The 21,545-nt window shown below is 57.9% G+C and carries 19 protein-coding genes and 4 tRNA genes; 17 read left to right on the top strand and 6 right to left on the bottom strand.

The window, feature by feature from the left end:
* The first annotated feature begins 6 nt into the window (after positions 1-6).
* Positions 7-756, top strand: a complete 750-nt coding sequence (locus tag ACP7BN_RS17875) for a TerC family protein (protein ID WP_420650149.1) — start codon at positions 7-9, stop codon at positions 754-756.
* A 78-nt stretch (positions 757-834) separates the two neighbouring features.
* Here the strand turns inward: ACP7BN_RS17875 and ACP7BN_RS17870 are convergent, their stop codons facing one another.
* Positions 835-1,002 (bottom strand): hypothetical protein, encoded by a 168-nt coding sequence (locus ACP7BN_RS17870; RefSeq protein WP_426205466.1) that lies wholly within the window; start codon positions 1,000-1,002, stop codon positions 835-837.
* Between the two features lie 236 nt (positions 1,003-1,238).
* Between ACP7BN_RS17870 and ACP7BN_RS17865 the strand changes: the two genes are divergently transcribed.
* The 3 genes from ACP7BN_RS17865 to ACP7BN_RS17855 all read left to right on the top strand — a co-directional run bounded on the left by ACP7BN_RS17865 (position 1,239) and on the right by ACP7BN_RS17855 (position 2,417).
* Positions 1,239-1,898 (top strand): peptidase C39 family protein, encoded by a 660-nt coding sequence (locus ACP7BN_RS17865; RefSeq protein WP_426205465.1) that lies wholly within the window; start codon positions 1,239-1,241, stop codon positions 1,896-1,898.
* A gap of 93 nt (positions 1,899-1,991) precedes the next feature.
* A complete protein-coding gene (locus ACP7BN_RS17860; RefSeq protein ID WP_426205464.1) occupies positions 1,992-2,198 on the top strand; it encodes a DUF6021 family protein in 207 nt (68 codons plus the stop codon).
* 12 nt (positions 2,199-2,210) lie between these two features.
* Complete coding sequence (locus ACP7BN_RS17855; RefSeq protein WP_420650145.1) at positions 2,211-2,417, top strand: hypothetical protein; 207 nt, start codon at positions 2,211-2,213, stop codon at positions 2,415-2,417.
* A 66-nt stretch (positions 2,418-2,483) separates the two neighbouring features.
* On the opposite strand, the gene pbpG is transcribed toward ACP7BN_RS17855, so the two are convergent.
* Together pbpG and folD are read right to left on the bottom strand one after the other, a co-directional pair.
* The gene (pbpG, locus tag ACP7BN_RS17850) at positions 2,484-3,422 is read right to left on the bottom strand and encodes a D-alanyl-D-alanine endopeptidase (protein ID WP_420650144.1); all 939 of its coding nucleotides are present in this window, start codon (positions 3,420-3,422) and stop codon (positions 2,484-2,486) included.
* Positions 3,423-3,650: 228 nt separating this feature from the next.
* On the bottom strand, positions 3,651-4,505 hold the full coding sequence (gene folD / locus ACP7BN_RS17845; RefSeq protein ID WP_426205463.1) for a bifunctional methylenetetrahydrofolate dehydrogenase/methenyltetrahydrofolate cyclohydrolase FolD: 855 nt from the start codon (positions 4,503-4,505) through the stop codon (positions 3,651-3,653).
* Between the two features lie 274 nt (positions 4,506-4,779).
* On the opposite strand from folD, the gene ACP7BN_RS17840 reads away from it, so the two are divergent.
* The 11 genes from ACP7BN_RS17840 (at position 4,780) to ACP7BN_RS17790 (ending at position 15,165) form a co-directional block, all read left to right on the top strand.
* Positions 4,780-4,856, top strand: a tRNA-Arg gene (locus ACP7BN_RS17840).
* 32 nt (positions 4,857-4,888) lie between these two features.
* A tRNA-His gene (locus tag ACP7BN_RS17835) sits at positions 4,889-4,964 on the top strand.
* 56 nt (positions 4,965-5,020) lie between these two features.
* Positions 5,021-5,105, top strand: a tRNA-Leu gene (locus ACP7BN_RS17830).
* Positions 5,106-5,186: 81 nt separating this feature from the next.
* Positions 5,187-5,262, top strand: a tRNA-His gene (locus ACP7BN_RS17825).
* Positions 5,263-5,585: 323 nt separating this feature from the next.
* A complete protein-coding gene (gene tig / locus ACP7BN_RS17820; protein WP_426205462.1) occupies positions 5,586-6,896 on the top strand; it encodes a trigger factor in 1,311 nt (436 codons plus the stop codon).
* 92 nt (positions 6,897-6,988) lie between these two features.
* On the top strand, positions 6,989-7,624 hold the full coding sequence (clpP, locus tag ACP7BN_RS17815; RefSeq protein WP_122839346.1) for an ATP-dependent Clp endopeptidase proteolytic subunit ClpP: 636 nt from the start codon (positions 6,989-6,991) through the stop codon (positions 7,622-7,624).
* 112 nt (positions 7,625-7,736) lie between these two features.
* Positions 7,737-9,020, top strand: a complete 1,284-nt coding sequence (clpX, locus tag ACP7BN_RS17810; protein ID WP_007901798.1) for an ATP-dependent Clp protease ATP-binding subunit ClpX — start codon at positions 7,737-7,739, stop codon at positions 9,018-9,020.
* A 163-nt stretch (positions 9,021-9,183) separates the two neighbouring features.
* Positions 9,184-11,580 carry an endopeptidase La gene (gene lon, locus ACP7BN_RS17805; RefSeq protein WP_420650141.1) on the top strand — a complete coding sequence of 799 codons (2,397 nt, stop codon included), beginning with the start codon at positions 9,184-9,186 and terminating at the stop codon, positions 11,578-11,580.
* Between the two features lie 147 nt (positions 11,581-11,727).
* Complete coding sequence (locus ACP7BN_RS17800) at positions 11,728-12,000, top strand: HU family DNA-binding protein (RefSeq protein WP_096822334.1); 273 nt, start codon at positions 11,728-11,730, stop codon at positions 11,998-12,000.
* A 231-nt stretch (positions 12,001-12,231) separates the two neighbouring features.
* Positions 12,232-14,103, top strand: coding sequence for a SurA N-terminal domain-containing protein (locus ACP7BN_RS17795; protein WP_426205461.1), 1,872 nt, complete (start codon positions 12,232-12,234; stop codon positions 14,101-14,103).
* A 222-nt stretch (positions 14,104-14,325) separates the two neighbouring features.
* On the top strand, positions 14,326-15,165 hold the full coding sequence (locus tag ACP7BN_RS17790) for a DUF2242 domain-containing protein (RefSeq protein ID WP_426205460.1): 840 nt from the start codon (positions 14,326-14,328) through the stop codon (positions 15,163-15,165).
* Between the two features lie 287 nt (positions 15,166-15,452).
* On the opposite strand, the gene ACP7BN_RS17785 is transcribed toward ACP7BN_RS17790, so the two are convergent.
* Together ACP7BN_RS17785 and ACP7BN_RS17780 are read right to left on the bottom strand one after the other, a co-directional pair.
* The gene (locus tag ACP7BN_RS17785) at positions 15,453-16,493 is read right to left on the bottom strand and encodes an AraC family transcriptional regulator (RefSeq protein ID WP_426205459.1); all 1,041 of its coding nucleotides are present in this window, start codon (positions 16,491-16,493) and stop codon (positions 15,453-15,455) included.
* Between the two features lie 3 nt (positions 16,494-16,496).
* The gene (locus tag ACP7BN_RS17780) at positions 16,497-17,627 is read right to left on the bottom strand and encodes a carbon-nitrogen hydrolase family protein (RefSeq protein WP_426205458.1); all 1,131 of its coding nucleotides are present in this window, start codon (positions 17,625-17,627) and stop codon (positions 16,497-16,499) included.
* 207 nt (positions 17,628-17,834) lie between these two features.
* Here ACP7BN_RS17780 and ACP7BN_RS17775 point away from each other — a divergent pair, with 207 nt between their 5' ends.
* Positions 17,835-19,874 carry an FAD-dependent oxidoreductase gene (locus tag ACP7BN_RS17775; protein ID WP_426205457.1) on the top strand — a complete coding sequence of 680 codons (2,040 nt, stop codon included), beginning with the start codon at positions 17,835-17,837 and terminating at the stop codon, positions 19,872-19,874.
* A 41-nt stretch (positions 19,875-19,915) separates the two neighbouring features.
* Positions 19,916-20,842, top strand: coding sequence for a 1-aminocyclopropane-1-carboxylate deaminase/D-cysteine desulfhydrase (locus ACP7BN_RS17770; protein WP_426205456.1), 927 nt, complete (start codon positions 19,916-19,918; stop codon positions 20,840-20,842).
* Here ACP7BN_RS17770 and ACP7BN_RS17765 read toward each other — a convergent pair.
* Positions 20,839-21,387, bottom strand: coding sequence for a cytochrome b (locus ACP7BN_RS17765; RefSeq protein WP_420650134.1), 549 nt, complete (start codon positions 21,385-21,387; stop codon positions 20,839-20,841). The genes ACP7BN_RS17770 and ACP7BN_RS17765 overlap by 4 nt on opposite strands.
* Positions 21,388-21,545 lie beyond the last annotated feature (158 nt).

Here is a 21,545-nt window from a genome sequence, read left to right as displayed (position 1 = left end):
TGACCCATGGAATATCTGATTGAACTCGCCAGCAGCCCCACTGCTTGGGTAGCTTTGGCCACACTGGTGGTGATGGAGATCGTGCTCGGCATCGATAACCTGATCTTTATCTCGATCCTGACCAACAAGCTGCCCGAGCAGCACCGGCAGAAAGCGCGGCGCATTGGTATCGGCATGGCGCTGATCCTGCGCCTGGCGTTGCTCAGTACCATCGCGTTTATCGTGCAGTTGACCGCGCCAGTGCTGGAAATCCTCGGCCATGCGTTCTCGTGGAAGGACATGATCCTGATTGCCGGCGGCCTGTTCCTGTTGTGGAAAGCCACCACCGAGATCCATCACAGCATGGACCCGGCGCCGGACGATCCGAAGTCGGCTACTTCGACCGTGACCTTGGGTTTCGCCGCGGCGATTGGTCAGATCCTGTTGCTCGACCTGGTGTTCTCGATCGACAGCATTATTACCGCTGTCGGCATGACCGAGCATTTGCCGATCATGATCATCGCGGTAGTCGTGTCGGTACTGGTGATGCTGTTGGCGGCTGATCCGCTGGCCAAGTTCATCAACGACAACCCGACGGTGGTGATGCTGGCTCTGGGCTTCTTGATCATGATCGGCATGACGCTGATCGCCGAAGGCTTCGGCGCCCACGTCCCGAAAGGTTATGTGTATGCGGCCATGGCGTTCTCGGCAGCGATTGAAGTGCTGAACATGCTCTCGCGGCGCGCCCGGCAGAAGAAGCTGACTGCTCAAGCGTAATCGCTGAAGACCACAAGGCCGCCTGAACTCGCAAGAGCTCAGGCGGCCTTTTTTGTTTATGCGGGTTTTTGCAGGAAATCAGTGCGCAGTGACAGGGCGCGCGTGGTGTTTGTCGATTTTCCCGGCTGGTGCAGATTGCACAGGATGATGGTGGCGCCGGGAAATCCGCAGCACCCCCCACAACATGGCAGCGGCTACGGCCAGCCAGCCGGCGATCAGCATTACGATGGTCATGGTCAGGCTCATCTGTGCCTCCTCTTCGCCCTGCATCGGGCGCACGCTTGTTCTTCATTCAGTCTTTAATAACGACAGTCTAGTCGTTGCTGTGTTTCAGGCTATTGACCAAAGGTCGCGGGCGACCAATCACTTTGCTCTATGTAATCGATGCGTCTGGTGTTTCGGGCTATACCGCAGGCTTGAGCCGTCCTATGATCGTGGCCCAAGCCGGAACACGATGACCGGCGCCTGAACAGAGAGCGACGATGGTGCAGCTATTTTCTCGAATTCGTGCGGCAACGTTGGTGGCGGGGTGCGTGGTGGCATTGGCTGGTTGTGCCGGCAGCGTGACGCCCGAGGTACAGCGTCTGCCGGAACGGGTCGAGCTCAGTGGCACGTTTTATCGCGGCCAGGCCAATCAGAGCGGGCCGCAGGTACTGGCGAGCTTGTTGGCGCAACAGGGCATATCGATTACCCCCGGAATGCTGGAAAAACCGCTGCACTTGCCGGGCGCGGAAGATAAGTTGCAGCAGAACTTGCAGAGCCTTGCCCGCGAATACGGCATGGTCGTCTACCCGCTGGACGGCACGCTGCCGGCGTTGCTGACTCAGGTGGCGGCGGGATATCCGGTGATGGTGCGTTTCAAGGAAGGCTCGGCGTTCTGGGCTGAACCGCGCTACGCGATCTTGTCCGGCTACGATCGCAACAAGCAGACCGTGCTGCTGCGGGCCGGGATGAACCGGCGTACGTTGATGAATTTCAGCAGTTTCGAGTCAGCGCTGGAGTGGGCGGTGCTGATCCAGAAGCCCTCGCAGATTCCGGCGGCAGTCGATCAGCAGCGTTGGCTGAATGCCGCTGATGAGCTGGCGCAGGCTGGCCAGGAGCGCGAAGCGGCTCAGGCGCGCAAGGCGCTGGCGACTCACTGAGCCCCGTTCGTCGTTTGCCGGGCACCCCGCTGTGTGGCAAGTCTCCTATAAGGAAGCGCCCGGCATTTCCGGGCCATGTCCCAGGAGGCGAACATGGCAAATTCCCAATCCCCCAGCGGCCCGCACTCATCGGAGCACTCCTCCGGAAATGATCTCGGATTCGATCCGGACTCGCCGGATGTCGACGATCCGCAAGTCGATCCCATCGGCCCGGCCAAGGCGCCGAAGGACGTTGAGGCAGGTGACGACGACAAGCGTCCGGCCAGGCCCTACGACCCGTTGGGCAATCTGAAACCTTGATGTGAGGTGCGTATGAGTACCGATTCAAGCTTCGATGATAAAAAACCTGACAGCGTGCCGACCACGCCGGAGTCCGACGTCGATCCAGTGCTCGATCCGGACAGTCCGATGCGCGATCCGATGGCGCGCCCGGCAGTCGTGACCACCGAGCATCCGCGTGATCCGAGCGCGGGCGATGGCATTCCGGATGACGACAAGATGCCGCTGCCTAACGACTAAAGTCGAGTCGAAAAAAAGCCCCGAATTCGGGGCTTTTTCCTTTGCCGCAGTTTATCTGGAAGCTTCTTACTTGGACGCTTCGATCACACCGCTTTGGCGACTCTTGAGGTTCTTGTCGGACTTGTACTGCAGCGCCACGGCCGGCGCAGTGGCGCTCTTGCCTGTTTCCACCCAGCTACGGATGCGGCTGGCATCGGCGAAGTGTGTGTATTTGCCGAATGCATCGAGAATCACCAGCGCCACCGGGCGGTTGCCCATTTTGGTCACCAGTACCAGGCAATGTCCGGCCTGGTTGGTGAAGCCCGTCTTGGTGATCTTGATGTCCCAGTTGTCCTTGTTCACCAGATGGTTGGTGTTGCGAAAACCCAAGGTGTAATTGGGCTTGCGAAACGCCACGGTTTTTTCTTTGGTGCTGGTCAATTGAACGAGCAGCGGTTGCTTTTGCGCCGCCATCAACAGCTTGCTCAGATCGCGGGCGGTGGAGACGTTGCGTGGTGACAGGCCGGTCGGTTCGACAAAGTGCGTATGGGTCATCCCCAGCGCCTTGGCCTTGGCGTTCATCGCGGCGATGAAGGCTGCATAGCCACCCGGATAGTGATGGGCGAGGCTGGCAGCGGCGCGGTTTTCCGAGGACATCAGGGCGATCAGCAGCATCTCGCGTCGCGGCAGTTCACTTTTCAGTTTGACCCGCGAGAACACACCCTTCATTTCCGGGGTACTGCTGATATCGATGTTGATCCATTCATCCATGTTCTGCCGGGCTTCGGCAACCACCAGGCCGGTCATCAATTTGCTCACTGAGGCAATCGGCACGATCACGTCCGGGTTGCTGGAATAAATGACTTTGTTGGTCTGCAGGTCCATGAGCAGGGCGCTGCCCGAGGCGATTTTCAGTTGCTTGGCATCACGAGGCGCAGCGGTGGTTTCGGCGGCATTGGCCGCTGGCGTGATGAGCGTGCCTGACAAGACGAAAACCAGGCTCAGGAGAGAAAGACGAATATTCACGCAGGCGAACTCATAAAGGTTGGAAATGCCGTTATTTGTAACGGTATATGTCTTAAAGCGCCGCATTGTAGAAGTATGGTCGAAGAACTGTCGATGGTTGTTCGAAAGGCATGAAAAACTTGTGAAAAGCCCTGTAAAAAGAGAGGTTTCCGGCGAACGGTAAAGGTTTTTTCGAGGACATCAAAAACCCCGCACGGGGCGGGGTTCTTGTGGTGTCAAAAACACGACTCAGCTGTGCAGTGTTTCCGCTGCATAGAGGGTGTTTTCCAGCAGGCACGCGCGGGTCATCGGGCCAACGCCGCCCGGTACTGGAGTGATCCAGCCAGCACGGGGCAGGGCGGTTTCGTAGACGACGTCACCGACCAGTTTGCCGTCATCCTGACGGTTGATGCCGACGTCGATCACGATTGCGCCTTGCTTGATCCACTCACCCTTGACCAGGCCCGGCTTGCCGGCGGCAACCACCACCAGATCAGCGCGGCCGACGTGGCCAGCCAGATCCTTGGTGAAGCGGTGAGTGACGGTCACGGTGCAACCGGCCAGCAGCAACTCCATGGCCATCGGGCGACCGACGATGTTGGAGGCGCCGACGACAACTGCGTCCATTCCGTACAGATCGACGCCAGTGCTTTCCAGCAACGCCATGATGCCTTTCGGGGTGCACGGGCGCAGTAGCGGGATGCGCTGGGCCAGACGGCCGACGTTATAAGGATGGAAACCATCGACGTCTTTGTCCGGGCGGATGCGCTCGAGCAGTTTCGAGGCGTCCAGGTGTTCCGGCAGCGGCAGCTGCAGCAGAACGCCGTCGATTGCCGGGTCTTCGTTGAGGCGATCGATCAGATCGGTCAGCGCGTCTTGAGTGGTTTCGGCGGGCAGGTCGTAGGCCTGGGATATAAAGCCGACTTCCTCGCAGTCTTTACGCTTGTGCGAGACATAAACCTGAGAGGCAGGATCGCTGCCGACCAGGATCACCGCGAGGCCTGGAGTGCGCAGACCTTGCTGGCGACGCTCGGCAACTCGTTTGGCGATCTGCTGACGCAGGCTGGCGGCGATCGATTTGCCGTCGATTAGTTGTGCAGTCATTGCGCGTGATTAACCATCGAGAGGGGAAAAAAAGAGAACGCATTCTCGCATGTCAGGCGGTGAGGGCAAAGGCGCTTGGTCAGCAAATTCCCCTAAGCCCTTTAATTAAATGAATTTTTTTTAAAAAGGATTTGACGACCTTGGGAGCGCTCTATACTATTCGTCGCACTTGTCGGGCACAGCCTAGCACTGGTTAAGAAGGTCGAGCAGGATTAACGTTCTGCGAAACTGGAAAGCACTTAGTTTGTAGTCCTCCAAGGGTACAGCTAACAAGGCGCCCGTAGCTCAGCTGGATAGAGCATCCGCCTTCTAAGCGGATGGTCGCAGGTTCGAGTCCTGCCGGGTGCGCCATTAGGCAGCATTGGCACAAGTAACGCGATATGGTGGGCGTAGCTCAGTTGGTAGAGCACGGGATTGTGACTCCCGTTGTCGTGGGTTCGATCCCCATCGTCCACCCCATATTTCGAAAAGCGCCAGATTTAACGGTCTGGCGTTTTTGTTTTAAAGCTTCATCTGCGGATGTGGTGGAATTGGTAGACACACTGGATTTAGGTTCCAGCGTCGCAAGACGTAAGAGTTCGAGTCTCTTCATCCGCACCAATTAAAGCTTCATTCAAGCCGCAGGCCTGGTGAGGTTCAACAAAGAAGTGAAGTTGTCTGTCTTCTTTGTAACGCAATATGGTGGGCGTAGCTCAGTTGGTAGAGCACGGGATTGTGACTCCCGTTGTCGTGGGTTCGATCCCCATCGTCCACCCCATATTTCGAAAGGCGCCAGATTTAACAGTCTGGCGCCTTTTTTGTTTTACGGATTCGAAATTCGGCGACCGCCGGTTTCGGGTTGCAGAAAGGGCGATGCGTTGGCGCTTCTATATATAGAAGAGGTCGCTGCAGAGCCTTGGCGAGATTAGCTGTATTGCGAACAGGGCAGGGCGCAAACCGTTTGTCCCTGCCTTCAAATTGCCTGCTGTTTTTTTACCCGTTTTCAGTAGGGTGACTTCTTGAGTTTGACCCACTAGAATGCATGCCCTTGATTCTGGGGTCGGAAACGGCCGGCTAACGTCTGTGCAACGAGGAATATCCATGCAAGTTTCTGTTGAAAATACTACTGCTCTTGAGCGCCGCATGAGTGTCACCGTGCCGGCGGAGAAAATTGAGAGCCAGGTAACCAAGCGTCTGCAGCAGACCGCCCAAAAGGCCAAGATCGCTGGCTTCCGTCCAGGCAAAGTGCCAATGAGCGAAATCAAGCGCCGCTTCGGTGCTGATGCGCGCCAGGAAGCTGTAGGCGACGTGATCCAGTCCTCCTTCTACGAAGCTGTGGTTGAGCAGAAACTGAACCCGGCTGGTTCGCCGTCGATCGAGCCTAAGTCGATCGTTGAAGGCAAAGACCTGGAATACGTTGCTGTATTCGAAGTGTTCCCAGAGTTCAAAGTTGCCGACTTCGACGCCATCACCGTTGAGCGCCTGAGCGCCGACGTGGCTGACGCCGATCTGGACAAGATGCTCGACATCCTGCGCAAGCAGAACACCCGTTTTGAAGTGGCCGATCGCGCTGCCCAGAACGAAGACCAGCTGAACATCGATTTCGTTGGCAAGGTTGACGGCGAAGTGTTCGCTGGTGGTTCCGCCAAAGGCACTCAGCTGGTAATCGGTTCCGGCCGCATGATCCCGGGCTTCGAAGAAGGCTTGGTTGGCGCTAAAGCTGGCGAAGAGCGCGTTCTGAACCTGACCTTCCCAGAGGACTATCAGAACCTGGACCTGGCTGGCAAAACCGCCGAGTTCACCGTTACCGTCAACACCGTTTCCGAGCCAAAACTGCCTGAGCTGAACGAAGAGTTCTTCGCGCAATTCGGCATCAAGGAAAGCGGCATCGACGGCTTCCGCACCGAAGTTCGCAAGAACATGGAGCGTGAACTGCGTCAGGCCATCAAATCGAAAGTAAAAAATCAGGTAATGGACGGTCTGCTGGCCACCAACCCGATCGAAGTGCCTAAAGCTCTGCTGTCCAACGAAGTTGACCGTCTGCGCGTGCAGGCTGTTCAGCAGTTCGGCGGCAACATCAAGCCTGATCAACTGCCGGCCGAGCTGTTCGAAGAGCAAGCCAAGCGCCGTGTAGTACTGGGTCTGATCGTGGCCGAAGTGGTCAAGCAATTCGACCTCAAGCCTGACGACGCTCGCGTTCGCGAAATGATTCAGGAAATGGCTTCGGCTTACCAAGAGCCTGAGCAGGTCGTATCGTGGTACTACAAGAACGAGCAGCAGCTGAACGAAGTCCGTTCGGTTGTGCTTGAAGAACAAGTTGTGGATACTGTTCTGCAGAAAGCTAGCGTGACCGACAAATCGGTCTCTTACGAAGAAGCGGTCAAGCCGGTAGAAGCTCCAACAGCCGACTGATTGTTTTTGCGTTAGAAGAACACACCATAAGCCAGCTCTCGAGCTGGCTTATGCGTATTCAAGACATAACTATTTGGGAGCGACTGCAGAGCATGTTCCGTAATTCTTATATTCAGCAGAACTCTGATATCCAGGCCGCAGGCGGCCTGGTCCCGATGGTTGTCGAGCAATCCGCTCGTGGCGAACGCGCCTATGACATCTATTCGCGCCTTCTCAAGGAGCGAGTGATCTTTCTGGTTGGTCCGGTAGAGGACTACATGGCCAACCTGATTTGTGCGCAATTGCTGTTCCTTGAAGCGGAAAACCCGGACAAGGACATCCATCTCTACATCAACTCGCCAGGCGGTTCGGTGACAGCGGGCATGTCGATCTACGACACCATGCAGTTCATCAAGCCGAATGTATCGACTACCTGCATTGGTCAAGCGTGCAGCATGGGCGCGTTCCTGCTGACTGCCGGTGCGCCGGGCAAGCGTTTCTGCCTGCCGAACTCGCGTGTGATGATTCACCAGCCATTGGGCGGTTTCCAGGGCCAGGCTTCGGATATCGAAATCCATGCCAAGGAAATCCTGTTCATTCGTGAGCGCCTCAACACGCTGATGGCCAAGCACAGCGGGCACACGCTCGAAGAAATCGAGCGCGACACCAACCGCGACAATTTCATGAGTGCTGAAGCCGCGCGTGCGTACGGGTTGATCGATGAAGTGATCGCCCAGCGTCCAGCTTAAAATAAGCAGCTCAAAATAGGGCTGGTCGGCTTGTCCGATCACCTGCGGGCTTGAAAAAGCCCGCAATAGCCTTCATCTTGTGTTGCAAGCCTATCGGATTTGGATCGAACGAATGACTGACACCCGCAACGGCGAGGACAACGGCAAGCTGCTCTATTGCTCCTTCTGTGGCAAAAGCCAGCATGAAGTGCGCAAATTGATTGCCGGCCCCTCGGTCTTTATCTGCGACGAGTGCGTCGACCTGTGCAATGACATCATCCGCGAGGAGGTGCAGGAAGCCCAGGCCGAGAGCAGCGCGCATAAATTGCCTTCGCCTAAAGAAATCAGCGGCATCCTTGACCAGTATGTGATTGGTCAGGAGCGTGCGAAGAAGGTTCTGGCCGTAGCGGTGTACAACCACTACAAGCGTCTGAACCAGCGTGACAAAAAGAATGACGACGTCGAACTCGGCAAGAGCAACATCTTGCTGATCGGCCCGACAGGCTCGGGTAAAACCCTGCTTGCCGAAACTCTGGCGCGCTTGCTGAACGTTCCGTTCACCATCGCCGACGCAACCACCCTCACCGAGGCGGGTTATGTAGGTGAGGATGTCGAGAACATCATTCAGAAGCTGCTGCAGAAGTGCGACTACGACGTAGAAAAAGCCCAGATGGGCATTGTCTACATCGATGAAATCGACAAGATTTCACGCAAGTCCGACAACCCGTCGATCACCCGGGACGTTTCCGGTGAAGGCGTGCAGCAGGCCTTGCTCAAGTTGATCGAAGGCACGGTCGCTTCCGTTCCGCCGCAAGGTGGGCGCAAGCATCCGCAGCAGGAATTCCTGCAGGTCGACACCCGTAATATCCTGTTCATCTGCGGTGGTGCGTTTTCCGGTCTGGAGAAAGTCATCCAGAATCGGTCCACGAAAGGTGGCATCGGTTTCAACGCCGAAGTTCGCAGCAAGGAAGAAGGCAAGAAGGTCGGTGAATCCCTGCGTGAAGTCGAGCCTGACGATCTGGTCAAGTTCGGTCTGATCCCGGAATTCGTTGGTCGTCTGCCGGTTCTGGCGACACTGGATGAGCTGGATGAGGCTGCGTTGATGCAGATCCTCACCGAGCCGAAAAATGCTCTGACCAAACAGTATGCCAAGCTGTTCGAGATGGAAGGCGTCGACCTGGAATTCCGTGCCGACGCACTGAAATCCGTCGCCAAGCGTGCCCTGGAACGTAAAACCGGTGCCCGTGGTCTGCGTTCGATTCTCGAAGGTGTGCTGCTCGACACGATGTATGAAATCCCCTCGCAGTCCGAGGTGAGCAAAGTCGTGATCGATGAAAGCGTGATCGAAGGCAAGTCCAAGCCACTGTATATCTACGAAAACAGTGAGCCGACTGCCAAGGCAGCGCCGGACGCTTAAGCGTTCAGCCTGCTGGAGTAAAGAAGGGGCCTTCGGGCCTCTTTTTTTTTAAGAAAGTTTTAACATCTTCATAGCGCTTGTTTTTTTCCAAAGCAGCCCCCATCTTGGTTTCAAGCTCAATTCCATCCGATTACGGCCGTACGGCCGCCGTAGAGGCGAAATCATGAAGACCACCATCGAATTGCCTCTCCTGCCATTGCGTGATGTCGTGGTTTATCCGCACATGGTTATCCCGCTGTTCGTGGGGCGCGAGAAATCCATCGAAGCCCTCGAAGCTGCGATGACGGGCGACAAGCAGATCTTGCTGTTGGCCCAGAGAAACCCGGCTGACGATGATCCCGGTGAAGATGCACTCTATCGCGTAGGTACCATCGCCACTGTTCTGCAATTGCTCAAGCTGCCGGACGGCACCGTCAAGGTTCTGGTCGAAGGCGAGCAGCGGGGCGCCGTGGAGCGCTTCAGCGAAGTCGATGGCCATTGCCGTGCCGAAGTGTCGCTGATCGACGAAGTCGACGCCCCAGAGCGCGAATCCGAAGTGTTCGTGCGCACACTGCTCTCGCAATTCGAACAATATGTGCAGTTGGGCAAGAAAGTCCCGGCTGAAGTCCTGTCTTCGCTCAACAGCATCGATGAGCCGGGTCGTCTGGTCGACACCATGGCCGCGCACATGGCGCTGAAGATCGAGCAGAAGCAGGAAATCCTCGAAATCATTGATTTGTCGGCCCGGGTCGAGCACGTTCTGGCGTTGCTGGATGCCGAGATTGACCTGCTGCAAGTCGAAAAACGCATTCGCGGTCGTGTCAAAAAACAAATGGAGCGCAGTCAGCGCGAGTACTACCTGAATGAGCAGATGAAGGCCATTCAGAAAGAACTCGGCGACAGCGACGAAGGCCACAACGAAATCGAAGACCTGAAAAAGCGTATCGACGCTGCAGGTCTGCCAAAGGATGCTCTGGCCAAAGCCACCGCCGAGCTGAACAAGCTCAAGCAAATGTCGCCGATGTCCGCTGAGGCCACCGTGGTGCGCTCGTACATCGACTGGCTGGTGCAGGTGCCGTGGAAGGCTCAGAGCAAAGTGCGCCTCGACCTGGCGCGCGCTGAGGACATTCTCGACGCCGACCATTACGGCCTCGATGAGGTCAAGGAGCGCATCCTTGAATACCTCGCCGTACAAAAGCGCGTGAAGAAAATTCGTGGCCCGGTGTTGTGCCTGGTCGGCCCTCCGGGCGTGGGTAAAACCTCGCTGGCCGAGTCGATTGCCCATGCCACTAACCGCAAATTCGTGCGCATGGCCCTTGGCGGTGTGCGTGATGAAGCGGAAATCCGTGGTCACCGTCGGACTTACATCGGTTCGATGCCAGGAAGATTGATTCAAAAGATGACGAAGGTGGGTGTGCGCAACCCGCTGTTCCTGCTCGATGAAATCGACAAAATGGGCAGCGACATGCGTGGCGACCCGGCGTCGGCGTTGCTGGAAGTGCTCGATCCCGAGCAAAACCACAACTTCAACGACCACTATCTGGAGGTCGATTACGACCTGTCGGATGTGATGTTCCTGTGCACCTCGAACTCGATGAACATCCCACCGGCGCTGCTCGACCGGATGGAAGTGATTCGTCTACCGGGCTACACCGAAGACGAAAAGATCAACATCGCCGTTAAATATCTGTCGCCAAAACAGATTCAGGCCAACGGCTTGAAGAAGGGCGAGCTGGAATTCGACGCTGAAGCCATTCGCGACATTATCCGGTATTACACCCGTGAAGCCGGTGTCCGCGGCCTCGAGCGGCAGATTGCCAAGGTCTGCCGCAAGGCGGTCAAAGAGCATGCGCTGGAAAAACGCTTCTCGGTAAAAGTGACAGCCGATCTGCTGGAGCATTTCCTCGGGGTGCGTAAATTCCGCTACGGTCTGGCCGAGCAGCAGGATCAGATCGGTCAGGTGACCGGGCTGGCCTGGACTCAGGTTGGCGGCGAATTACTGACCATCGAAGCTGCGGTTGTGCCGGGTAAAGGTCAGCTGATCAAGACCGGTTCGCTGGGCGATGTAATGGTCGAATCGATCACTGCGGCGCTGACTGTTGTGCGCAGCCGTGCGAAGAGCCTGGGCATTCCTCTGGACTTCCATGAGAAGCGCGACACGCACATCCACATGCCGGAAGGCGCGACGCCGAAAGACGGTCCGAGCGCTGGCGTAGGCATGTGCACGGCGCTGGTTTCGGCGTTGACCGGGATTCCGGTGCGAGCCGATGTAGCCATGACCGGTGAAATTACCTTGCGTGGTCAGGTGCTGGCGATTGGCGGTCTGAAGGAAAAACTGCTCGCGGCACACCGCGGCGGGATCAAGACTGTGATCATTCCGGAAGAGAACGTGCGCGATTTGAAGGAGATTCCTGACAATATCAAGCAGGATCTGCAGATTAAACCGGTTAAATGGATTGACGAGGTCCTGCAAATTGCGCTGCAATACGCGCCGGAGCCCTTGCCGGATGTGGCTCCCGAGATAGTTGCCAAGGACGAAAAACGTGAGTCTGACTCTAAGGAAAGAATTAGCACGCATTAGTATGCATTTGCCTGAGGGGCTTCCTTGACAGCTTTTTAGAGCCCTTGTTATAAAGCGGCTCTTAAGTGTCTGTAGGCCATTCAGCACTGATTTTGCTTTCACCAAAAAACTTAGAATCAAACTCAAATAGATATAAGGGGACTTAGAGTGAACAAGTCGGAACTGATTGATGCTATCGCTGCATCCGCTGATATCCCGAAAGCTGCTGCTGGCCGTGCGCTGGACGCTGTAATCGAATCCGTCACTGGCGCTCTCAAGGCTGGCGACTCCGTTGTTCTGGTGGGTTTCGGTACTTTCTCCGTAACTGATCGTCCAGCTCGCGTTGGTCGTAACCCACAGACCGGTAAGACGCTGGAAATCGCAGCGGCTAAAAAACCAGGTTTCAAAGCCGGTAAAGCCCTGAAAGAAGCCGTCAACTAAGTCTCTTTCAAGTTTTTACCCATCCGGGTCGGGGTCAAGCCTGACTTGGCAGCGGAGCGGTAGAGCAGGTGGTTGAAATAGCTGCCTGTCACACCGGGATCGAGGGTTCGAGCCCTGTCCGCTCCGCCAGTTACGAGAAGGCGCATCCTCGGATGCGCCTTTCTTCTATCCGGATTCTACCCACGCTCCACGGTTGCCTAATTTTGAAGTTCAACCGTTTCTGGGGGACGCATGCTGCAGAATATCAGGGACAATTCACAAGGCTGGATTGCCAAAACCATCATCGGGATCATCGTTGTATTGATGGCTTTCACCGGTATCGAGGCGATTTTCCAGGCTACTACCAACAGCCAGGATGCGGCCAAGGTCAATGGTGAAGAAATCAGCCAGAACGAGCTGAGCCAGGCCGTTGATATGCAACGCCGTCAGCTGATGCAACAGCTGGGCAAAGACTTCGACGCTTCTTTGCTCGACGAAAAAATGCTGCGCGACTCGGCTCTCAAAGGCCTGATCGATCGCAAACTGCTGCTGCAAGGCGCAGAAAAATCGAAATTCGCATTCTCCGAAGCTGCACTCGACCAAGTGATTTTGCAGACACCTGAATTCCAGGTTGACGGCAAGTTCAGCTCCGAGCGCTTCGACCAGGTGATCCGTCAACTGGGTTACAGCCGCATGCAATTCCGCCAGATGCTGGCTCAGGAAATGCTGATCGGTCAGCTGCGCGCCGGTGTTGCCGGCAGTGGCTTCGTGACCGACGCTCAAGTGTTGGCATTTGCCCGTCTGGAAAAACAGACGCGCGATTTCGCTACCCTGAGCGTCAAGGCTGACCCTGCCGCAGTCAAACTGACTGACGATGAGGTCAAGGCTTACTACGACGAGCATGCCAAGGAATTCATGACGCCGGATCAGGTGATCATCGATTACCTCGAGCTGAAAAAGGCTTCGTTCTTCGATCAGGTCAGCGTGAAAGACGAGGACCTGCAAGCGGCGTATCAGAAAGAGATCGCCAACCTGTCGGAACAGCGTCGTGCGGCGCACATTCTGATCGAAGTCAACGACAAGACCACCGAAGCTCAGGCCAAGACCAAGATCGAAGAGATCCAGGCACGCTTGGCCAAGGGCGAGAAATTCGAAGCGCTGGCCAAGGAGTTCTCGCAGGATCCGGGTTCGGCCAGCAATGGCGGTGACCTTGGTTTCGCAGGCCCTGGCGTCTACGATCCGGCTTTCGAAAAGTCGCTGTACTCGCTGGCTAAAGACCAGGTTTCCGAGCCGGTGCGCACCGACTTCGGTTTTCACCTGATCAAGTTGCTGGGCGTCGAAGCGCCGGAAGTCCCGACGCTGGCCAGCCTGAAAGACAAACTGACCCGCGAGCTGAAAACCCAGCAAGTGGAGCAGCGTTTCGTCGAGGCGACCAAGCAACTGGAAGACTCTTCGTTCGAAGCATCCGATCTGGCCCAGCCAGCGCAGGATCTGAAACTGGCCGTACACACCACCAAGCCGTTTGGTCGTGAAGGCGGCGAAGGCATTGCGGCCAACCGTGCCGTGGTGACTGCTGCGTTCAGTACCGAAGTTCTCGATGAAGGCGCAAACAGCACCGCCATCGAACTGGACCCGGAAACCGTGATTGTATTGCGCGCCAAGGAGCACCTGAAGCCTGCTCAACTGCCGCTGGAAAGCGTGGCAACCGCCATTCGCACCCAGTTGGCCAAAGAGCACGCCAGCGCTGCTGCCAAGACCAAGGCCGATCAACTGATCGCCGGTCTGCGTGACGGCAAGACTCCGCTCGACAAGGCTATTGACGGTCAAAGCTGGAAAGTCACTGCAGCGGCCACTCGCGCTCAGGAAGGCGTTGACCCGGCCGTGCTGCAAGCGCTGTTCCGCATGCCTAAGCCGGCTGGCCAGGACAAGCCGTCGTTCAGCAGCGTAACGTTGCCGGACGGCAGCCTGACCATCGTGCGTCTCAACGCTGTGAACGAAGCCGCTGCGCCGACTGACGAAGAGAAAGCGCAATATCGTCGCTTCCTCGCGTCGCGTGTGGGTCAGCAGGACTTCGCGGCGTATCGCAAACAGCTGGAAAGCGAAGCCGACATCAAGCGTTTCTGATGGTTGACTGAGCTGCAAAATGAAGCCCCGGATGCAAATCCGGGGCTTTTTTGTGTCTGGTGATTGCTGCAGGCGGGCCTATACCAGCCATCGAACTGTGTGATCTTTTCTGCATATTCACGGTCGGTACAGCTGTAACTGTTTTAAGACACTAATCCATGCTCCGCGCAGCTACGATCTGTTGCACAATACGCCCCGGACCGTTTTCCCTCAGGATGTTTAATGTTGAATTCTATTCCCGTGCGTTTCATCGGGTTGGCGCTGGTGCTGACCGCCGCTGCCGGCTGCACCAAAGACAAGCCAATGTATGAGCATGAGAACTTTGACGACTCTGGCACCTTCTCGCGCACATACCCGGTGACCGACGCCGTGACGTGCGAAGCGGCACGCCGTGCCTTGCTCAGCCAGGGTTACATCATCACCAGCAACGACCCGAAGCAAGTCAGTGGTCACAAGAGCTTCCAGCAGACCGGTGAGACGCACCTGGAAATCAGCTTCAACATCGTCTGTGCCGATGATGGCAGCGCCGGCCACCATGCCACGATGTTTGCCAATGCCTTGCAGGATCGTTACGCGCTGAAGAAGACCAATAATTCCGCGAGCGTTGGCGTTGGTGTGCTCGGATCGGTATCGATGCCGATCGGCTCTTCGGACGACTCGATGGTCAAGGTCGCCAGTGAAACTGTGTCTTCACAGAAGTTCTACGAGCGCTTCTTTACCTTGGTCGAGTTGTTCCTGCCGGCTGAAGCGAAGAAGGCTGCGCACATCGAAGAGAAGCCCAAGGCTGACCTGGGCGTGCCTGAAGCCAAGGCTGCGCCAGCGGCTTTAGTCCCAGCACCAGCACCAGCTCCCGCGCCGACTCCGGCGGCCGAACCTGTACCAGCGCCAGTTGAAGCTGTTCCAGTCTCGCAACCGGTCGCACCACCTGCCGAGGCCGCGCCGATCACTCCTGAGCCGGCCGCAGAGCCTGCACCAGCCGCAGAAACCATTACCCCGCCAGCCAATCCCTCCGATCTGCCGCCACCGTCCGAGCCGATCCCGGCGATGCCTGCCAGTTACTGATCGCTTCAGGCGAATGTGTGAGCTGAAACCTCAGCTCACACATTCTGCAAATCCCTCGCGATAAATTCTTGACCACCTGCTACGTTTATTTGATGAAGGCGAGATTTCATTTTTCCTTCACACGGGCACTTTATGCTCGAGGCGCGGGTCATTTGATTCAGGCCATTTCAAAGCGAACGAGTAGGGGGATGACACGATGGATGACTATCAAGAAGAACTGCTCGAGTATCAGGCTTACGAGCTGGATTCGCCGGAACCGGCAGAAGACGCGACCGAGCTGTAAATTCTCAAGCCGTCTTGCGATGACTGCGGCGAAATTCGCCCGGTGTCTGGCTGCTCCAGCGCTTGAATGCGCGCTGAAACGCCTCGGCTGAGGCAAAACCGAGCAGGTAGGCGATTTCACCGAACGCCAGTTCAGTGTCGCGAATGTAGGTCATCGCCAGATCACGCCGAGTGTCATTGAGGATCGCGCGAAACTGAGTGCCTTCTTCGGTCAGTTTGCGCCGCAGTGTCCAGGTTGGCAGCTTCAGGCGTGCCGCCACTTCTTCCAGGTCGGGTTCCCGGCCACCATTGAGCAACGGCCCGAGCAATTGCGTGATGCGTTCGCGCAGGCTGCGGGTGCGCGTCAGTTGTTCCAGTTCGCGTTCACACAACGCCAACAGATGCTTCCAGGTGCTTGGGCAATGCTCCGGGTTGCGCTGCGCAAGACTCGCCAAATCCAGGCGCAGTTGATTGCGTTCGGCGCCGAACTGCATCGGGCAGTTACCGAGCGCGCTGTAGGCGTCGCGATAATCCGGCGTATCAAACTCGATCTCGATCCGCTCCGCGCGCAACGGCTCGGGACTGATGCTCGACAGTTGATGCAGCCAGCCAGCGATGATCGAATCCACCACGAAGCGGTTGTAGGCGTTATACGGGCTGATCGAGTAGAAGCGCAGCCACGCGCCGGAGGCGTCTTCGTGGAAACTCGACTGACCACGATAATTGGAACCATACAACGCTTCAAAGCGGATCAGACAGCGCGCGGCTTCACGCACGGTGGGTGCTTGAGCGGCGGTAACGCCGGCCAGCCCGGCCTGACTCAGGCGACTGAGCTGACCCATGCGCAGACCCAGCGCCGGATCCCCGGTCAATTGAATCGCGCCGTGACCCAGGCGCATATAACGTGGGATCGACAAGCGCGCGCCAGCCTCAGCCAGCCGCGCTGCGTCCAGGCCGTATTGCTCAAGTAGCGGCTGCGGATCAGCGCCATGGCTGCGCACCGCATCGGCAAGGCTATGCACAAAGCCTACCGACAGATCCCCGAGGCGCATCGGCAATGGTTTCACGATTTACAACCAGAGGTTGAGCAAGCGCGCGCCACGCGCATCGCCGTCGGCGAACTGCTGGCCGTTGCTGCTGAGAAAACTGTGCCCGGCGCTCGGCTTGTCCCAAAATTGCCCGCGCATGAATACGCTGACGCCGCCAATCGCCTGGCTGCTCGGTGGTTGGGCGGTGAGGGTTAAACGGTGCCAAGCCTGACCTTCACTGACTTCGCCGGGTTTGAGGCTGACCGAACTCGGCGTACTCGAACCTTTGTACCCGCGCCACGGCTTGTCCCACGCACCATGCCCGACGATGATCGCTGGCACCGCAACCAATTGCGCACCTTGCGCGTCGAGTTTGCGGTAGTTGTCCGGATACCAGCTGTCGCTGCCGATCAGCACGCCGAGGCGCCCGGCCGGGGTGTTGACCACGTTGAGGCTGTGCTCGTCGCTGGCTGCAAGCACTTCGCGCTGATCGAAGATCGGGTGCATCTGCCGCTGCGGTTGGCCGAGCGGTGCGCCGTCGCTGCCAAACACCACGCTGCTGTTGAATAGTGCGCCGCTGCCGGGCTTGAGCTTGCCGTCGATCACGCTCGGTTCGGGCAAGACGATTGAACCGGCCACGAGGGTGACGTGAAACTCTTTGGCCAGCCCCCCGAACAACGCCTGATAGTCCTTGGCCATGCTCTTGGCTTTCATGCGCAGGTGCGCGTCATCCAGACGGTTTTCGCCCTTGGCGCGCAGCCAGGCACGGGCAAATTCCAACGGATTGCTCGCCGCCAGCCAGTTCATCGCTTCGGCGAGGGTCGGCGCCTGATACAGCTCGTCTTTCTCGCCGCTGATCATCAACCAGGTGCCGATGTGTTCCGGCAGCACCACCACGGTTTTTTCGCTGAGCAGTCCCTGATCCTGCGCTTGCTGGAGATAAGCAGCGAGTTTGCGATGCAGCCGTGCGGGGCTTTGATAGTCGGTGGGGAACAGTTCTGGCTGGATGCCCAGCAGATTGCCGCGATCACCGGGCGTGCCTTGGTCGACCGCCAGTTTGATGCGCAAGTCCGAGAGATAGTGGCCCGCCGGCCGGTCCGCCGCCCACATGGCGTAGGAGGTGAGGACAGCCACAAGGGCCATGGAAAAAGTCAGGTACAAAAGTTTGCGCATGAAAACCAACAAAAACCGGGTACAGAATGTAGGTCTAGGGTAGGGCGCATGCCGTGGCTTGCCAAGGGGCGCTGCGCATTTGGATCAATAAGTTGTCAGTTACGGTCATTGAGTGACAGCGACGCGACTCTTAGTCTGTCGAACATGACTGACGGGGGACGCAGAGCTCCCGCATATTTTCCGTGATTGCTCGTTGTGGAGTTACCGATGACCGCCGCCCATTACCCGCACCTGCTGGCCCCGCTGGACCTGGGATTCACCACCTTGCGCAACCGCACCCTGATGGGTTCGATGCACACGGGGCTTGAAGAGAAACCGGGTGGCTTCGAGCGCATGGCGGCGTACTTCGCCGAGCGCGCGCGTGGCGGTGTTGGCCTGATGGTCACCGGCGGCATTGGCCCCAACGATGAGGGCGGCGTGTATTCCGGCGCGGCCAAGCTGACTACCGAGGAAGAAGCACTCAAGCATCAGATCGTCACCCGCGCAGTACACGAGGCGGGTGGCAAGATCTGCATGCAGATCCTGCACGCCGGGCGTTATGCCTACAGCCCGAAGCAGGTCGCGCCGAGTGCGATCCAGGCACCGATCAACCCGTTCAAGCCCAAAGAGCTGGACGAGGAAGGCATCGAGAAGCAGATCAGCGATTTCGTCACCTGTTCGGTACTGGCACAGACCGCTGAGTATGACGGCGTGGAAATCATGGGTTCCGAAGGTTATTTCATTAACCAGTTCCTCGCCGCGCACACCAACCATCGCACCGACCGTTGGGGTGGCAGCTACGAAAACCGCATGCGCCTGCCGGTGGAAATCGTGCGCCGCGTGCGGGAAGCCGTCGGCCCGAACTTCATCATCATCTTCCGCTTGTCGATGCTCGATCTGGTCGAAGGCGGCAGCACCTGGGATGAGATCGTCACCCTGGCCAAAGCCATCGAGCAGGCGGGTGCGACCATCATCAACACCGGCATCGGCTGGCACGAAGCGCGCATTCCGACCATCGCCACCAAAGTGCCGCGTGCGGCGTTCAGCAAGGTCACGGCCAAGCTGCGTGGTTCGGTGAGCATTCCGCTGATCACCACCAACCGCATCAACACCCCGGAAATCGCCGAGCAGATCCTCGCTGAGGGCGACGCCGACATGGTCTCGATGGCGCGGCCGTTCCTCGCCGACCCGGACTTCGTCAACAAGGCCGCCGAAGGGCGGGCCGACGAAATCAACACCTGCATCGGCTGCAACCAGGCCTGCCTCGATCACACCTTTGGCGGCAAGCTCACCAGTTGCCTGGTCAACCCGCGTGCCTGCCATGAAACCGAACTCAATTATCTGCCGGTGCAGCAGATCAAGAAGATTGCCGTGGTGGGCGCCGGGCCTGCCGGTCTGTCCGCCGCTACCGTTGCCGCCGAGCGTGGGCATCAGGTGACGCTGTTCGATTCAGCCAGCGAAATCGGCGGCCAGTTCAATATCGCCAAGCGTGTGCCGGGCAAGGAAGAATTTTTCGAAACCCTGCGTTATTTCAATCGCAAGTTGCAGACCACGAATGTCGAGGTGTGCCTGAACACCCGCGTCGACGTGGCGAAACTGGTTGATGGCGGCTATGACGAAATCATCCTCGCCACCGGTATTGCACCGCGTCTGCCGGCGATTCCCGGCGTCGAGAACGCCAAGGTCCTGAGCTATCTGGATGTGATCCTCGAACGTAAACCGGTCGGCAAGCGTGTCGCGGTGATCGGTGCCGGTGGTATCGGTTTCGACGTTTCGGAATTCCTTGTGCATGAAGGCGTGGCCACCAGCCAGGATCGCGCGGCGTTTTGGAAAGAGTGGGGCATTGATACCCGGCTTGAGGCTCGCGGTGGCGTGGCCGGGATCAAGGCCCAACCGCACGCGCCGGCGCGCGAGGTGTTTCTGCTGCAACGCAAGAAATCCAAGGTCGGCGACGGTCTGGGCAAGACCACGGGCTGGATTCACCGCACCGGGCTGAAAAACAAGCAAGTGCAGATGCTCAACAGTGTCGAGTACTTGAAGATCGATGATGATGGCCTGCATATCCGCATCGGCGAAACCGGCGAGCCGCAATTGCTCGCGGTGGACAACATCGTCATCTGCGCCGGTCAGGATCCGCTGCGTGAGCTGCATGATGGTCTGGTTGAAGCGGGGCAGAACGTGCACCTGATCGGTGGCGCTGACGTCGCGGCGGAGCTGGATGCCAAACGCGCGATCAATCAGGGATCGCGTCTGGCTGCCGAGCTGTAATCCACCTTAAACTGCCGGCTCCTTAAACAGAGCCGGCATTTATGCTTTTGCCCCCCTCCGATTGGCTTCCTCAAGCCCCTTTGCAATCACTCGATCTGGACTGGCTCCATGCCGCCGGAATCGAAGTGGCGATCCTGCGTCTGGACCAGATCGACCCGCTGATCAGCGGCAACAAGTGGTTCAAACTCGTCGAACACCTGAAAGCCGCTGACCTTGCCGGTGCCGAAGGCATCATCAGCCTCGGTGGCGCGCACTCCAATCATTTGCACGCGCTGGCGGCGGCGGGCAAACGTCTGGGGTTCACCACGGTCGGCCTGTTGCGCGGGCATCCGCAGGACACGCCGACGGTGCGGGATCTGCAAGCATTCGGTATGCATCTGCACTGGCTCGGGTATGGCGGTTATCGGGCGCGTAATGAGTCGGGATTCTGGCAGCCGTGGCGAGCGCAGTATCCCCAACTGCATCCAGTGCCCGAGGGCGGTGGCGGATTGCCCGGTGCGCTGGGCTGCTCGGCGATCAAGCAGCAGGCGGTTGCGCAGTTAAAAACGTTGGGTTGGGGTGATTTTCACGGCTGGTGGCTGGCGTGTGGCACGGGCACCACGCTCGCCGGCATGGTGCTGGCGGAGGCGGGTAAGCACGGGGTCTACGGCGCACTGGCAGTGCCCGATGATCACGGTGTCGCACCGCAGGTCGAGGCGATTCTTCATGAAGCCGGAATATCCAATTCGACCTACGAACTGCTCGACGCCAGCCGTGGCGGCTTCGCCAAAGTCGATGCGCAATTGCTGGAGTTCATCGAACACACCGAACAGGCCAGCGGTGTTCCCTTCGAGCCGCTGTACACCGGCAAGGCGTTGCTCGCGCTCAAGCAACAGGTCGAGGCGGGCAAGTTCGCTCGCGGTACACGGCTGATCTTCATCCACACCGGCGGCTTGCAGGGCCGCCGGGGATTCGATGGCAGGTGCTAGCCGCGTTTGGGCATCATCCGCAGCAGGGTGTTATCGCGCACCACATAATGATGATAAATCCCCGCCAGCGCATGCAGCCCGATCAGCCAATAGCCGATGGTGGCGATGAGCACGTGCCAGTATTCGATTTGCTTGGCGAACGCCTTGTCTTCGCTCACCAATAGCGGCAGGTCGAAACCGTAGAACATCACCTGATGCCCCTCGGCGCTGGTGATCAGCCAGCCGAGGATCGGCATGCTGATCATGAACAGGTACAACGCCCAATGCATCAGCCGCGCCAAGACCGTTTGCCATTGCGGCGATGCCGGAAAGATCTGCGGCGCCGGCCCCAGGCTGCGGGCAAACAGGCGCAACCACACCAGCACGAATACCGTCAGCCCCAGCAGGTAATGCACTTCGCGGATCAGCGTGCGCCCTCCGCTACCCTTGGGAAAGAAACCACGCAGTTCCATGCTGGCGTACACCAGTACCAACAGCACCAGCATCAGCCAGTGCAGCAGGATCGACACAGTGCTGTAACGAGAGGCGGAATTTGTCCACGGCATACGGTGTTCCTCACGGGTCAGGGGCCAAGCGTGCCGTTCTTGAGCGACGGCAAGCTTTAACTGTAATCCCGTTGCGGACTTTCTTCCTGATCGAGGTCATCTTTTTTTACGGCGTTCGGGAGGTGATGTTTTCAGAGTGTTCAACATTTTGAATGCAA

The organism is Pseudomonas sp. TWP3-1, from assembly GCF_049896625.1.
Lineage (GTDB): Bacteria > Pseudomonadota > Gammaproteobacteria > Pseudomonadales > Pseudomonadaceae > Aquipseudomonas.
Note: the sequence above shows the minus strand (reverse complement) of the source record. Positions and strands in the feature narration are given on the sequence as shown.

Excerpts from the sequence above, each read along its gene's own strand:
- ACP7BN_RS17875 (WP_420650149.1), top strand. The coding sequence starts at position 7 with ATGGAATATCTGATTGAACTCGCCAGCAGCCCCACTGCTTGGGTAGCT.
- ACP7BN_RS17870 (WP_426205466.1), bottom strand. The coding sequence starts at position 1,002 with ATGAGCCTGACCATGACCATCGTAATGCTGATCGCCGGCTGGCTGGCC.
- ACP7BN_RS17865 (WP_426205465.1), top strand. The coding sequence starts at position 1,239 with ATGGTGCAGCTATTTTCTCGAATTCGTGCGGCAACGTTGGTGGCGGGG.
- ACP7BN_RS17860 (WP_426205464.1), top strand. The coding sequence starts at position 1,992 with ATGGCAAATTCCCAATCCCCCAGCGGCCCGCACTCATCGGAGCACTCC.
- ACP7BN_RS17855 (WP_420650145.1), top strand. The coding sequence starts at position 2,211 with ATGAGTACCGATTCAAGCTTCGATGATAAAAAACCTGACAGCGTGCCG.
- folD (WP_426205463.1), bottom strand. The coding sequence starts at position 4,505 with ATGACTGCACAACTAATCGACGGCAAATCGATCGCCGCCAGCCTGCGT.
- tig (WP_426205462.1), top strand. The coding sequence starts at position 5,586 with ATGCAAGTTTCTGTTGAAAATACTACTGCTCTTGAGCGCCGCATGAGT.
- clpP (WP_122839346.1), top strand. The coding sequence starts at position 6,989 with ATGTTCCGTAATTCTTATATTCAGCAGAACTCTGATATCCAGGCCGCA.
- clpX (WP_007901798.1), top strand. The coding sequence starts at position 7,737 with ATGACTGACACCCGCAACGGCGAGGACAACGGCAAGCTGCTCTATTGC.
- lon (WP_420650141.1), top strand. The coding sequence starts at position 9,184 with ATGAAGACCACCATCGAATTGCCTCTCCTGCCATTGCGTGATGTCGTG.
- ACP7BN_RS17795 (WP_426205461.1), top strand. The coding sequence starts at position 12,232 with ATGCTGCAGAATATCAGGGACAATTCACAAGGCTGGATTGCCAAAACC.
- ACP7BN_RS17790 (WP_426205460.1), top strand. The coding sequence starts at position 14,326 with ATGTTGAATTCTATTCCCGTGCGTTTCATCGGGTTGGCGCTGGTGCTG.
- ACP7BN_RS17780 (WP_426205458.1), bottom strand. The coding sequence starts at position 17,627 with ATGCGCAAACTTTTGTACCTGACTTTTTCCATGGCCCTTGTGGCTGTC.
- ACP7BN_RS17775 (WP_426205457.1), top strand. The coding sequence starts at position 17,835 with ATGACCGCCGCCCATTACCCGCACCTGCTGGCCCCGCTGGACCTGGGA.
- ACP7BN_RS17770 (WP_426205456.1), top strand. The coding sequence starts at position 19,916 with ATGCTTTTGCCCCCCTCCGATTGGCTTCCTCAAGCCCCTTTGCAATCA.
- ACP7BN_RS17765 (WP_420650134.1), bottom strand. The coding sequence starts at position 21,387 with ATGCCGTGGACAAATTCCGCCTCTCGTTACAGCACTGTGTCGATCCTG.